At 69.0% G+C, this 13514-nt stretch carries 12 protein-coding genes; 1 reads left to right on the plus strand and 11 read right to left on the minus strand.

The annotated features are described in order from the left end of the window. From BST14_RS25850 to BST14_RS25890, 9 genes are all read right to left on the minus strand, one after another. Nucleotides 1-1150: HNH endonuclease signature motif containing protein (locus BST14_RS25850; RefSeq protein ID WP_083067158.1), on the minus strand; the 1150-nt coding region annotated here is incomplete at its 3' end. A 75-nt stretch (nucleotides 1151-1225) separates the two neighbouring features. Continuing rightward, nucleotides 1226-4126: an MMPL/RND family transporter gene (locus BST14_RS25855; RefSeq protein WP_083067150.1), complete on the minus strand. Its 2901-nt coding sequence runs from the start codon at nucleotides 4124-4126 to the stop codon at nucleotides 1226-1228. Further along, the gene (locus BST14_RS25860; protein ID WP_211280820.1) at nucleotides 4123-4569 is read right to left on the minus strand and encodes an MmpS family transport accessory protein; all 447 of its coding nucleotides are present in this window, start codon (nucleotides 4567-4569) and stop codon (nucleotides 4123-4125) included. Before BST14_RS25860 ends, BST14_RS25855 begins: the two co-directional genes overlap by 4 nt. Before the next feature lie 168 nt (nucleotides 4570-4737). After that, nucleotides 4738-5346 (minus strand): TetR/AcrR family transcriptional regulator, encoded by a 609-nt coding sequence (locus tag BST14_RS25865; RefSeq protein ID WP_142279616.1) that lies wholly within the window; start codon nucleotides 5344-5346, stop codon nucleotides 4738-4740. A gap of 58 nt (nucleotides 5347-5404) precedes the next feature. After that, nucleotides 5405-6517, minus strand: coding sequence for a cystathionine gamma-lyase (locus BST14_RS25870; RefSeq protein WP_083067153.1), 1113 nt, complete (start codon nucleotides 6515-6517; stop codon nucleotides 5405-5407). A 4-nt stretch (nucleotides 6518-6521) separates the two neighbouring features. After that, nucleotides 6522-8603, minus strand: a complete 2082-nt coding sequence (gene ligA / locus BST14_RS25875) for an NAD-dependent DNA ligase LigA (protein ID WP_083067154.1) — start codon at nucleotides 8601-8603, stop codon at nucleotides 6522-6524. A 43-nt stretch (nucleotides 8604-8646) separates the two neighbouring features. Further along, entirely contained in the window at nucleotides 8647-8970 is a 324-nt protein-coding gene (locus tag BST14_RS25880; protein ID WP_083067155.1) for an ArsR/SmtB family transcription factor, read from the minus strand. Beyond that, the gene (locus BST14_RS25885; protein WP_083067156.1) at nucleotides 8967-9449 is read right to left on the minus strand and encodes an SRPBCC family protein; all 483 of its coding nucleotides are present in this window, start codon (nucleotides 9447-9449) and stop codon (nucleotides 8967-8969) included. Before BST14_RS25885 ends, BST14_RS25880 begins: the two co-directional genes overlap by 4 nt. A 64-nt stretch (nucleotides 9450-9513) precedes the next feature. Beyond that, nucleotides 9514-10542 (minus strand): uroporphyrinogen decarboxylase/cobalamine-independent methonine synthase family protein, encoded by a 1029-nt coding sequence (locus BST14_RS25890; RefSeq protein ID WP_142279615.1) that lies wholly within the window; start codon nucleotides 10540-10542, stop codon nucleotides 9514-9516. A gap of 98 nt (nucleotides 10543-10640) precedes the next feature. Here BST14_RS25890 and BST14_RS25895 point away from each other — a divergent pair, with 98 nt between their 5' ends. Beyond that, entirely contained in the window at nucleotides 10641-11285 is a 645-nt protein-coding gene (locus tag BST14_RS25895) for a sensor domain-containing protein (protein WP_211280821.1), read from the plus strand. Here the strand turns inward: BST14_RS25895 and mnmA are convergent, their stop codons facing one another. Both mnmA and BST14_RS25905 read right to left on the minus strand, forming a co-directional pair. Further along, nucleotides 11286-12362: a tRNA 2-thiouridine(34) synthase MnmA gene (gene mnmA / locus BST14_RS25900; RefSeq protein WP_083067157.1), complete on the minus strand. Its 1077-nt coding sequence runs from the start codon at nucleotides 12360-12362 to the stop codon at nucleotides 11286-11288. It abuts the gene before it with no gap. Beyond that, nucleotides 12363-13514, minus strand: a 1152-nt coding sequence (locus tag BST14_RS25905) for a cysteine desulfurase family protein (protein WP_083067161.1), incomplete at its 5' end; no start/stop codon positions are given.

The following is a 13514-nucleotide window of genomic DNA, read 5'->3' on the forward strand; positions in this document are numbered from 1 at the left end:
GAGTGGGTGGGCGCGCCAGCGATCCCGGGTTCAGTGGTCGCCCGGCGCTATCGGTGACGGTGAGTGCGTGTGCGGATCCGGTGAGGGTGATGACGCCGCGGTGGTGGGCGCGGTGATGATGCGGGCAGACCAGCACCAGGTTGGCCAACTCGGTGGGGCCGCCGTCTTCCCAGTGCCGCAGATGGTGGGCGTGCAAACCCCGGGTGGCACCACACCCGGGCACCACACAGCTGCGGTCGCGGTGCTCGAGGGCGCGGCGCAGCCGCCGGCTGATCAGCCGGCTCGCCCGCCCGGCGCCGATCACCTCGCCGTGGCGTTGCAACCACACCTCACCGGTGGCATCACAAGTCAGCAAGCGGCGCTCGGCATCGGACAGCAGCGGACCCAGATGCAGCGCCGCGGCGCGCCGTTCGGCGTCGAGGTGCACCACCACGGTGGTGTGCTGCCCGTGTGGGCGGCGGGTGGCCTCGGCGTCCCACCCCGCCTCGATCAGGCGCATGAACGCCTCGATGGTGCCCGGCACCACCGGGGGCGCGGTATCTGAGGCAGCCTCACCATTGCCGCGATCCTGCTTCCACTCGGTGAGCAGCGCATCGCGATGCGAGGCCAGCGCCGCGTCGAACTTCGCCGCATCCAGGTGGCCCAGGGTGATCCGATAACAGCTGCCCTGGTCGTCGGAGGTCTTAGTGATCGAACGCTCCGGCTCACATCGAGGCTCGGGTTGGGGTCGCGGTTCCAGCTTGACCGCGGTGCGCAGCTGAGTCACGGTCGCGACCGCGGCGAGTTGTGCGTAATGCTCATCGGATCCCGCCCCGGCGCGGCCGGCAATGACCCCGAGCTGATCCAGCGACACCCGGCCCTCCCGCAGGCCCGCCGCGCAGCGTGGGAACTCGTCGAGCCGGCTTGCGATGGTGGTGATCGTGTGGGCGTTGGCCGGCGAGCAGCCGGTCTTCCAGGCCACCAACGCCGGCACCGACCGCGCCCCGGTCCCACCCCACAACTCATCGCGATCGATCTCGGCCACGATCGCCACGATGCGCCCATCAATCGCATTGCGCTGACCGGTCAACTCCGCCAACTCCTCAAACAACACCTCAAGACGCCCACCAGGACGGGCCACCACAGCCTCAGCGGATGCGATCAACGACACAACGACATCATCGCAACCACCACCGACAAATCCCGGCCGAGGCGATCCCCGCTGACGCGGCTCGGGGGAACCGCATCAGCGAGCTTGCGATGACATCGCCACTGGGTCGTCGTCCTCCCACAGCAGGAGCTGTCGAACCGCCGGGCGTGGACCATAGGGCCGCAACATGGTGCTGGCCGGACGCGGACGCACCCGTTGCGGCCACCAGAACCAGCGCCCGAGAAGCCTTGCGACAGAAGGCGTCATGAACGACCGCACGATCAGAGTGTCGAACAGCAGGCCGAGCCCGATGGTCGTCCCGATCTGACCGAGCACCTGGAAACCGCTGAACACGAAGGCACACATGGTGACGGCGAAGACGACGCCGGCCGAGGTGACCACCGAGCCGGAGCCCGCCATGGCCCGGATGATGCCGGTATTCAGCCCCGCATGGATCTCTTCCTTGAATCGCGCGATCAAAAGCAGGTTGTAATCCGATCCCACTGCCAGCAACAGGATCACGGCCAGCGCCAGCACGACCCAATAGAGCTCGACGCCGAAGATGTACTGCCACACCAGGACCGAGAGCCCGAACGACGCTCCCAGCGATAGCGCAACGGTGCCCACGATCACCAGCGCTGCGATCAGGCTGCGGGTGATGATCATCATGATGAGCAGGATGAGGCTCAGCGCGGCGAACGCCACGATCATCAGGTCGTATTTCGCGCCATCCTGGATGTCCTTGTACGTCGCAGCGGTGCCGCCCAGATAGACCTGCGCGCCGGCCATCGGCGTGCCCTTGAGGGCCTCATGGGCCGCCTTGGCGATCGGGTCGATGTGCGCAATGCCTTCCGGCGTAGCTGGATCGCCTTCGTGAGTGACGATCATGCGGACGGCCTTGCCATCCGGTGACAGGAACAGTTTCAGCCCGCGCTTGAAGTCGGGGTTGTTGAACACCTCGGGTGGCAGGTAGAAGGTGTCGTCGTTCTTGGCCGCGTCGAAGGCCCGCCCCAGCGCGGTCGCGTTGTCGATCGCGGCCGCGGTCTGCGCGTAAATGCCGGACATCGTCGCGTAATTCGCCAGGGTCAGGTCGCGATTGGTCTGCTGGCTCTCGATCTGGGGCGGTATCAGCGCGGTCAGTTTCGGTTGCAGCGCGTCGAGCTTGTCGAGGGAGGCCGTGAGGTTCTCGAACTTTTCGGTGAGCTGGTCAATGCCGTCGATCGCATCGAACAGCGACCGGAAGGCGAAGCAGACGGGAATGTCGTAACAATGCTTCTCCCAATAGAAGTAGCTGCGGACCGGCCGGAAGAAGTCGTCGAAGTTTGCGATCTTGTCGCGCAAATCCCGAATGGTGACCAGCGTGTCGCGGAAACTTTCGGTCTCCTCATGGGTGGTGCCGGCGAGTTGTTGCTGCAAGACGTACTGCTGCTTGAGGATGTTGATGGTCTTGTTCAGCTCGTTGGCCTGCTTGAGGGCGTCGTTGGCCCGATCCTGTTGGTAGGTCAGGTTTTGCTGCTGCGCCGCGCTGGAATTGCTGACCACGAACGCGAGCGAGCTGTGGACGAGGGGGGTTCCCAGCGGCCGGGTGATGGTCTGCACCTGCGCCACACCCGGAACGCGAAACACAGCCTTGGCCACCTTGTCCAGGACGAGCATGCTTTCCGGGTTGCGCATGTCGTGATCGGTTTCGACCATCAGCAATTCGGGCTCCAGACGGGCCCGCGAGAAGTGCTTCTCGGCGGCCGTGTACCCGACGTTGGCCGGCGCGCTGGCCGGCATGTACGGGCGGGTGTCGTAACTGGTTTTGTAGCCGGGCAGGGCGAGCAGGCCCACCAGGGCCAGCGCGCCTGCCGCCGCGAGCACCGCACCGGGCCAGCGGACGATGGCGGTGCCGATCCGCCGCCAGCCGCGGGTTCGCGCCGCTCGTTTGGGGTCGAAGATGCCCATCATGGCGCCCAGGGTAAGTATCGCCGGCCCCAGGGTGAGCGCGGCGAACAGCGCGACGAGGATGCCCAATGCCGCTGGAATGCCCAGGCTTTGGAAGTAGGGCAGCCGGGTGAAGCTCAGGCAGGCCACCGCGCCTGCGACGGTGAGCCCCGAGCCCAGCACGACGTGGGTCGTGCCGTGATACATGGTGTAGAAAGCCTTTTCGCGGTCCTCGCCGGTGCGGCGCGCCTCCTGGTAGCGGCCGACGAAAAATATCGCGTAGTCGGTTCCGGCCGCGATCACCAGCAGCGTGAGCAGATTCGTGGCGTACGTTGACAGCCCGATCACGCCGGCATTACCCAGGAACGCGACAAGGCCTCGGGCCGCCGACATTTCGATAAGCACGGTGGCGAGCACCAGCAGCGTGGTGAGCACCGAGCGGTAGACGAAGAACAGCATCAGCGCGATCACCCCGATGGTGATTCCGGTGACCTTCGCGGTGCCCTTGCTGCCCACGTCGAACTGATCGGAGATCAGTGGCGCCGCGCCGGTCACGTAGGTCTTGACGCCCGGCGGCGGCTTCATGCGCTCGATGATTTCGCGCAGCGCACCGACACCCTCGTTGGCCAACGCCGAGCCTTGGTTGCCGGCAAGGTTCACCTGAACGTAGGCGGCCTTGCCGTCGCTGCTCTGCGATCCGGCCGCGGTCAACGTGTCGCCCCAGTAGTCCTGGACGTGCTGGACGTGTTTGCGGTCCTGCTCGATCCTGCGGACCATCTCGTCGTAGAACCGGTGGGCGTCGGCGCCCAGCGGTTTGTCGCCCTCCAGCACGATCATCGCCGAGCTGTCGGTGTTGAACTCTCCGAACTTCTCGCCGATGCGCTTGATCGCCTTGAGCGATGGGGCATCTGGGGAGTTCAGCGCCACGTTGTGGGTCTTGCCCACGTCTTCGAGCTGCGGAACGGCGATGTTGGTGATGGCGGCCAGGGCCACCCAGAACAACAGGATCGGCAGCGCGAGCCGGCGGATGGTGCGCGCCACGTTGGGCCGCGACTGCTCATGGTTTGTCATCCAGATTTATCCAGACAGAAGGTGTAGGCGTCGACTTTGTGGACGGTGCGTTGGTCTTTCACTTCGCCGTTGACGGTGATGCGGCAGCCCAGGGTGTCGCCATTGCCCTGCGCGACGACGTTGCCGATCACCGCGGGCTCGGTGGTGGTGATGGTGAACGACCACGGCAAGGGCGCGTCTTTGACTTGTTGGGGCTGGGCGTTGACATCAAGGTAGTTGATGGTGGCGGTCGCCCCCGGTGCGCCGAAGACCTCGAGCACCACCTGCTTGGGGTTGAACGGGACGATCTCGTTTGACAGCCCGCTGTTGGCCGCCGGGTTGTTGTGCGAACCGAAGATTCCATGCAGGCGGTAGATCCCGAACCCCGCCAGTGTGATCACCAGCACCGCGACGAGCACCATCCACCCCCGCCTCACCAGGGACGCGATCGAAAAGCCCTTCACCCGTTAGCCTTTCGAAGATCGGGCGGCACGATCACGCTCAAGCCAGGTACGGCTTGCCAACGTCGTGAGCGTGATCGACAGCTATGACAGTACGGTACGGGACCGTACTGTACAAGAGACGCGCGCGTGCATATTTTCCAACCGGGCCGGCGCGGGCGCGCGGCGCCGTTACCCGGCGGGCTTGGTCAGGCCGGGGATGAGGAACCCGTCGACAAAGGCTTGCACGGTGGCACGCGTGGGCGGGCGGCCGGGAATGATCGACCGGAAAATGAGGTAGCCGGGCAACAGGTCCCAGAGTTCGTCGGTGATGACGTCCTCGGTGATTTCACCCCGGTCGACGGCCTGGCGCAGCACGTGCTGGATCGTCGCCTTGCGCTGGTCGAGGAATTGGTGCTGCAGGGCGTCGTTGAGGGCGGGGTGGCGCGACACCTCGACCATCACCGCGCGGATGGTGCCGGCGTGCTGCCCGCACTCCTGGCTGATCGTCTCGCCCAGGCTCAGCAGATCGCCGCGCAACGTGCCGGTGTTCGGCGCGACGGCCACCTGGCGGACGCCTTCGATGAAGGCCGCCAACACCAGCTCGGCTTTGGATGGCCAACGCCGGTAGACCGTGGCCTTGCTGGCCCGCGCGGCGTTGGCCACCGCGTCCACCGTCAGCTGGTCATAGCCGTGTTCCTGCAGCAGCGCCAGGGTCACGGCCAGTATTTCGGCCTCGCGCGGCGACCACGGTGATGCGTGCTCGCACCGGTCGGCCGTCTGGGTCATAGAGCCCACGATAGAGCCGCTCGGGCGATGCGGACCAATTTCCATGCAGTACGGCCCGACTGATACCGCGTCACCGTGACGGCATCAGCGCGCGTTCGATGTCGGTGAGCAGGTCATCGGTGTCCTCGATACCGAGTGAGATGCGCGCGAATCCGTCGGCGACCGGGTCTCCCCAGCGCGCCCGGCGGTCCACCGAGGTGTGCAGGCCCCCGAAACTGGTGGAGGCGATCAGCAGTTCGCTGCGGTCCACCAGCGCGTGCACCGCTGCCGCATCGGCCAATTCGACCGAGACCAGCGCCCCGAATCGGCGCATTTGCGCCATGGCCACCGGATGCGCCGGGTCGTCGGCCAGCCCCGGATAGTGCACCGCCCGCACCGCCGGATGGCGGGCCAGCATGGTCGCCACCGCCCGGGCGTTCTGGCATTGGCGTTCGAAGCGCAATCCGGCAGTTCTGATGCTGCGCAATAAAAGCCACGCCTCGAACCCGCCCAGGATCGCACCGGCGGACTGCCGGTGGCGCCGCACCGCGGCGAGCAGCTCGGGCCGATCGGTGGCGACGTAGCCGGCCAACAGGTCGCTGTGACCCGACAGGGCTTTGGTGGCGCTGGCCACCACCGCGTCGGCGCCCAGCGACAGCGGCTGCTGCCCCAGGGGCGTGGCGACGGTGTTGTCGACGATCAGACTGGCGTCGCGTCCCCTGCAGATGGTGGCGAGCCGGTGCAGGTCGACGACATCCAGCGCCGGGTTGGTGGGGGTCTCGGCCAGCACCACGTCGGCACCCGCGGCGGCGTCATAGATCTGCGAGCTCGACGCCTCGATCACCTTCACGCCCGCGGGCGCCAGGTTCTCGCGGGCATAGCGGCGCACTTCGTAGTAGCCGTCGGCGGGCACCACCACCGTCGACGCGGGCCTTGCCAGGGTCCCCAGCAGCGCGCCGATGGCCGCCATGCCCGAGCCGAACACCAGCGCACCGGCCGCCCCCTCCAGCTCGGCGAGCGCGGACTCCAGTTGTCGCCAAACCGGACTGGAGTCGCGGCCGTAGTTGTCCAAGGCATCGGATTCGTCGCCGGACAGGTGGTAGGTGGACGCAAGCACCGGCTGCGGAGCTACCGGTTGACCCGGAATCGCTTGAGAATGACCGGCTTTGAGGCTGCGTGTGGAATCACCGTACCGATTGCTCATCGGCTCAGTCCACCGGGGTTGCGGTCGGCCCCTCGGCCAACAGTTTCCGGAAACCGTCCTCGTCGAGGACGGGCACGCCCAGCTCGATCGCCTTGTCGTACTTGGAACCCGGCGAATCGCCGGCCACGACGTAGTCGGTCTTCTTCGACACCGAGCCGGCGGCCTTTCCCCCGCGCGCCAGGATCGCCTCCTTGGCGTCGTCGCGGGAGAAGCCGGCCAGCGACCCGGTGACCACCACCGTCAGTCCCTCCAGGGTGCGCGGCACGCTGATGTCACGCTCGTCGGCCATCCGCACGCCGGCGGATCGCCACTTCTCGACGATCGCGCGGTGCCAGTCGACGGTGAACCACTCGGTGAGCGCCGCCGCGATCGTCGGTCCGACACCTTCCACCGCGGCCAGTCGCTCGGTCGATGCCGACATGATCGCGTCCAGGTCGCCGAACTCGGTCGCCAGGGCGCGCGCGGCCGTCGGGCCGACATGCCGGATCGACAACGCCACCAGCACCCGCCACAGCGCCACCTTCTTGGCCTTGTCCAGGTTGTCGAGCAGGCGTCTGCCGTTCGCGGACAGGGAACCGGCCTTGGTCCGGAACAGCTCGGTGCGCAACAGGTCGGCCTCGGTGAGCCCGAACAGGTCGCCCTCGTCGGCGATCACGCCGGCCTTGAGCAGCGCGGTGGCCGCCTCGTAACCCAGCCCCTCGATGTCGAGCGCGCCGCGACCGGCGACGTAGAACACCCGCTCGCGCAACTGCGCGGGACAGGACCGAGCGTTGGGACAGCGGATGTCGGCGTCGCCCTCCTTGGCCGGCGCCAACCGGGTGCCGCACTCGGGACAGGTGGTGGGCATGTCGAAATCGCGCTCGGAGCCGTCGCGCAGGTCGACGACGGGGCCGAGCACCTCCGGGATCACGTCACCGGCCTTGCGGATCATCACCGTGTCGCCGATCAGCACGCCCTTGCGCTTGACCTCCGCGGCGTTGTGCAGGGTGGCCAGCCCCACCGTCGAGCCGGCCACCTTGACCGGTTTCATGAACGCGAACGGGGTGACCCGTCCGGTGCGCCCGACGTTGACGCGGATGTCGAGCAACTTGGTCTGCGCTTCCTGCGGCGGGTACTTGTAGGCGACGGCCCACCGCGGCGCGCGCGAGGTGGTTCCCAGCCGGCGCTGCAGGGCGACGTCGTCGACTTTGACTACCACACCGTCGATTTCGTGCTCGAGCTCGTAGCGGCGCTCACCCCAGTAGGCGATCCGCTCCTCCACTGCGGCCAGGCCGCGCACCCGCGCGGTCTGTGCGGCCACCGGCAGCCCCCAAGCGCTCAGCGCGGCGTAGGCCTCGTGCTGGCTGGTGGGCGCGAACCCCTCGGTGCGGCCGATGCCGTGACAGATCATCCGCAGCTTGCGCCGGGCGGTGACGGCCGGGTTTTTCTGGCGCAGCGACCCGGCCGCGCTGTTGCGCGGATTGGCGAACGGCGCCTTGCCGTCCTCGACCAGGCTGGCGTTGAGCGCCTCGAAATCGGCGAGCAGAAAGAACACTTCGCCGCGCACCTCGAGCAGGGCGGGGACCGGGAAGTCCGTGCCGGCCGACAGCCGCTCGGGGACGTCGTCGATGGTGCGCGCGTTGAGCGTCACGTCCTCGCCGACCCGGCCGTCGCCGCGGGTGGCGGCCCGCTCCAACCGGCCGTCGCGATACACCAGCGACAGGGCCACGCCGTCGATCTTGAGTTCGCACAGGTAATGCGGTTCCTTGCCGACCTCGTTCTCGACGCGGTTGCTCCACGCCACCAGCTCGTCGCGATCGAAGACGTCGTCGAGGCTCAGCATCCGCTCCAGGTGCGCCGCCTCGGCGAACTCGGTGGCGAACCCCGCCCCGCCGACCAGCTGCGTCGGGGAATCGGGCACCCGGAGCTCGGGGTGCCGCTCCTCGAGCTCCAGGAGCTCGTTGAACATCGCGTCGAAGTCCGCGTCCGAGATGATCGGGGCGTCCTTGATGTAGTAGCGGAACTGATGTTCACGGACCGTCTCGGCCAGGTCCTGCCACTGCCTACGCACCTCGGGCGATACCGAATCAGCTTCTGCTGAGCTCACCTTGGCAGGCTATCCGAGGACACCGACGTGAAACCCGGCGCGCTCAGTCCTGCACGTAAGACCGCAACCGATCCACCGCGGCGTCCCACCGGCGGGACAGCCGGCTCAGGTACTCACTGGCCGACGCCAGCGGCTGGGTCTGCACCGCCCACACGCGCTCGCGTCCGTGCCGGCTGCTGGTCACCAGCCCGACGGACTCCAGCAGCTGCAGGTGCTTGCTGGCGGCCTGCCGGGTGACCGGTATGACGCTGGTGACCTTCGATGTCGAGCTCGGGCCGTGCTCGCAGAGCCGCACGATGATGCGCAGCCGGTTGGGATCACCCAGCGCGTCGAAGAGCCCCGCATCGACGGTGGCACGTCCGGTCATACCCGCACGCCCTCGACGTACTTGCGCACCAGCGTGGTCTGGATCGCCCAGCCCTCGTCGTTGGCCTCGAAGGACGGGCCGCGACGTGCCGGCGGGATCGCCTCGAAACCGGACTCGGTGATGGTCAGCAGCACGCCGTCGGGCCGCTCGGTCAGGGTGAACTCGACGAGCGTGGTCGGCTCGCCGTTGTAGTCGACTCCCGCATCGACGGCGAACGGATGCCAGCGGTAGGCGAACCGGCGCGGCGGCTCGATGGCGACGATCTGCCAGGTGCTTCGCACCCCGGTGTGCAGCTCCTGGCGCCTGGCGACCTCGCCGTCGACGGTGGTGGGGGTGATCGCGGCGGTCACCGACGTTCCGGCGACGAAGGGACCGTCGAAGCGCACCCCGAACCACCGCCCGAACTCCTCGGCGTCGCTGATGGCCCGCCACACCCGCTGCAGCGGCGCGCGCAGCACGACCTGCTTCTCGATCTTCATGTGCAACCTCCTGGTTGCCTATCAGTGAAGCACAGGGTGGCCCGAAGCGCAACCGATTGGTTGCCTATCCGATGGCGTCGGGGTCCGCGGCGAACATCTCGGCCGCCTTGCGGGCGAGCTCGATCGCGGTGCGGGCCCACTGCGGAGCGGCGCCGGCCAGACCGCAGGCCGGGGTGACCCCGATGCGGTCGCGCAGCGCCGAGCGGGCGAAGCCGAGGCGATCGGTCACGGCAACCACCGCGGCGGCCACCTCCTCCGCCGACGGGCGGCGCGGCGGGGCCTGGGCGCCTACCACCCCCAGCACGACGGTGCGGCCCGGCTCCACGAACTCGGCGATGCCGTCCAGGTCCGCTGCGTCCAGCGTGCCCGCGTCCACCGAGACGGCTCGAAATACGCTAAGCTGCAACAGGTCCCACGGAATGCCCGAGGCGCAGCAGTGCAGCAGCACCTCGCCTCCGACCGTTTGGGCGCAATGGTCGAGGAGGCCGGCGGCCAGCTCCTCGTCGACCGGTGCCACCGGGCTCAGCGAGGTCACCCCGCTCAGCCCCCCGCCCAGCGCTTTGGGCAGCGACGGCTCGTCGAACTGGACCACCACCTCCGCCTCGAGCCGGCTGGCCAGCACCGACCGATGCGTGGCCACACCCTCGGCCAACGACGCCGCCAGGTCGCGCAGCGCCCCGGGGTCGGTGATCGCGCGGTGGCCGTTGGCCAGCTCGATTTCGGCGGCCAGCGTGATCGGGCCCGGCGCCTGCACCTTCACAACCCGGCCGTCGTTGCGCAGGCCGGCGGCTTCCCAGGCCTCCTGTAGCGCGTCCACGTCCTCGTCGAGCAGGCTGATCGCGCGGCGGGTGACCGCGCCGGGCCGGGCAACCAGCCGGTAGCCGCGCGGCACCGTGTCGATGGCCACGTCGACCAGCAGCGCGCCGGCCCGGCCGAGCATGTCGGCACCCACTCCGCGGGCGGGCAGTTCGACGATGTGCGCCAGCGCGCCCGCCAGTTCACCCACCACAACCTCGGCGGCTTCTCGCGCGGCGCGGCCGGGCCAGGATCCAACACCGCTGGCCGTGGCGAAGGGATGGGCGAAAACACTCACCCGGCAACCGTATTCGACGTCCTCGCACTCGACCGTCGGCGGGGTCTGGGTGCGGGCGGGTCGCCCGGGTAGGTTCAACGCCAAAGGGGTGCGTAACGGTGTCGCAGAAGGCGAAGTCAGCGTCGCTACCGCTGTTGTGCGCGGCGGTGGCGCTGGTGGCGGCGTGCACCCGGGTGGTCGACGGGGCGGCGGTGGCGGGTTCCGGCGCCAATCGCAGGGTGGTGCAGGGCGTCGACGTCGACGCGATCCTGCTGGACCAGTCGCGGATGCGCGCGATCACCGGCGCCGGTGAGCATCTGACGATCATCCCCTCGATGGACGGCACCAGCCCGGTGGACATCGACGCGCTCGCCGACACCGCGCCGCGCGAGTGCCGGTTCATCTACGCCGAGACGGCCACGTTCGGCCGCGACCTCGAGGCGTTCCACAAGACGACCTTTCAGGACCCGCCCGACGGCGCGCTGATCTCCGAAGGCGCCGCCGCCTATCGCGATGCCGACGCCGCCCGGCGCGCCTTCGGCGCCCTGGTAGGGACCGTCGGCGACTGCGCGAACGGCTCGAGCGGGCAGCTCTACGTCGGCGAATGGAACGCCGATGCCACCACGCTGCACCTGCGGCCGGGCGGATGCGGCCGCGACTACCGGATCCTGTCGGTGGCCATGCTGGAGGTCACCTTCTGCGGCTTCGCGCAATCGGTGTCCGACATCGTGATGACGAATATCTCGGCGAACATGCCGCGGTGATCAGCGTGCGGTGCCGGCGATGGTGGCGCTGCCGAGCACCTCGTCGCCGTCGGGGTCGCGGCGGTAGAGCACCAGCGTCTGGCCCCGGGCCACGCCGCGCATCGGGGCGTGCAGTCGCACGAGCAGCTCGTCGTCGACCAATTCGGCGACCGCGTCCGCGGTTTCACCATGTGCGCGCACCTGAACCGCGCACTCCACCGGGCCCGACGGCGCCGCGCCCGAGGTGAAAACCGGTGCCCGCCCGACGATTTCGCGTATCTCGAGATCCGCCGCCACCCCCACCCGCACCGTGGCGGTCTCGGCGTCGATCGCGGTCACGTAGCGCGGGCGCCCGTCGGGTCCCGGTCCGGCGATGCCGAGTCCCTTGCGCTGGCCGACGGTGAAACCGTGCACGCCGTCGTGCTCGGCGAGCACCGTGCCGTCCGCGTTGACCACCGCCCCCCGGCGCACCCCGATGCGCTCGCCCAGGAACGCGCGGGTGTTGCCGGACGGGATGAAGCAGATGTCGTGGCTGTCCGGCTTCTCGGCGACGGTCAGGCCGCGCCGCGCGGCCTCGGCCCGGATCTGCGGCTTGGGGGTGTCCCCGATCGGGAACGCCGCGTGCCGCAGCTGCTCGGCGCTCAAGACGGCCAGCACATAGGACTGGTCCTTGGCCATGTCGACGGCCCGGCGCAGCCGGCCGTCCGAAAGCCGGGCGTAATGGCCGGTGGCCACCGTATCGAAGCCCAGCGCAACGGCTTTGGCCGACAGGGCCGAGAACTTGATCTTCTGATTGCACACCACGCACGGGTTGGGCGTTTCGCCGCGCGCATAGGAAGACACGAACTCGTCGATGACGTCCGAGGCGAACCTGTCCGCGAAATCCCATACGTAGAACGGGATTCCGAGCACATCGGCGACGCGACGCGCATCGGAGGCGTCCTCCTTTGAGCAACACCCCCGCGAGCCGGTGCGCAGCGTGCCGGGCGCGCTGGACAGCGCCAGGTGCACGCCGACCACGTCGTGCCCGGCGTCGACCATCCGGGCGGCGGCGACCGACGAGTCGACGCCACCGCTCATCGCGGCAAGCACCTTCACCTAGGACGCCCCCGCGGCGGCCAGTGCGGCCCGACGGGCGCGGTCCACCGCGCCCGGCAGCACCCGCAGCACGGCATCGACGTCGGCGTCGGAACTGGTGTGTCCCAATGAAAGTCGCAAAGATCCACGCGCGGTGGCCGCGTCGGCGCCCATCGCGATCAGCACGTGCGAGGGCTGCGCGACGCCGGCGGTGCACGCCGATCCGGTCGAGCACTCGATTCCGTTGGCGTCCAGCAGCATCAACAACGCATCGCCCTCGCAGCCGCGGAAGGTGAAGTGCGCGTTGCCGGGAAGCCGCAGCGGATCGCGGGCCCCGTTGAGGGTGACGTCCTCGATGCCGCCCAGCACGCCGTCGACCAGCCGGTCGCGCAACGCCCGCAGCCGGGCGCTGTTGGTCTCGAGCCCGTCGACCGAGATTTGGACGGCCGCCGCCATTCCGACCGCACCGGCGACATCGGCGGTGCCCGAACGGATGTCGCGCTCCTGGCCTCCCCCGTGCGCCAGCGGCACGCACGCCACGTCGCGGCGCAGCAACAGCGCCCCCACGGCGGGCGGGCCGCCGAACTTGTGCGCGGTCACGCTCATCGCCGACAGCCCGCTGGCGGCGAAGTCGATCGGCAGCTGGCCCACCGCCTGAACGGCGTCGCTGTGCATCGGGACGCCGAATTCGGCCGCGACGGCGGCCAGTTCGGCGGCCGGCAGCACGGTGCCGACCTCGTTGTTGGCCCACATCACCGAGACCAGCGCGACGTCGTCGTGGCGCGTGAGCGCCTCGCGCAGCGCCGCGGCCGACACCGACCCGTCGGCGGCGGTCGGAAGCCAGGTGACCTCGGCGCCCTCGTGCTCGACGAGCCAATTCACCGAGTCCAGCACGGCGTGGTGTTCCACCTCACTGGTGACGATGCGCCGGTGCCGCGGCTCGGCGTCGCGGCGGGCCCAGTAGATGCCCTTGACCGCCAGGTTGTCGCTCTCGGTGCCGCCGGCGGTGAAGATGACCTCCGAGGGGCGCGCGCCCAGCCGCTCGGCGATCAGCTCGCGGGACTCCTCGATGCGCCGCCGCGCCGCCCGGCCGCTGGTGTGCAGGGAGGACGCGTTGCCGACCGCGCCGAGCACGGCCGTCATCGCCTCGACGGCGGCGGGGTGCATCGGGTT

It is taken from the genome of Mycobacterium arosiense ATCC BAA-1401 = DSM 45069 (assembly GCF_002086125.1).
In the GTDB taxonomy this organism is placed as follows: Bacteria; Actinomycetota; Actinomycetes; order Mycobacteriales; family Mycobacteriaceae; genus Mycobacterium; species Mycobacterium arosiense.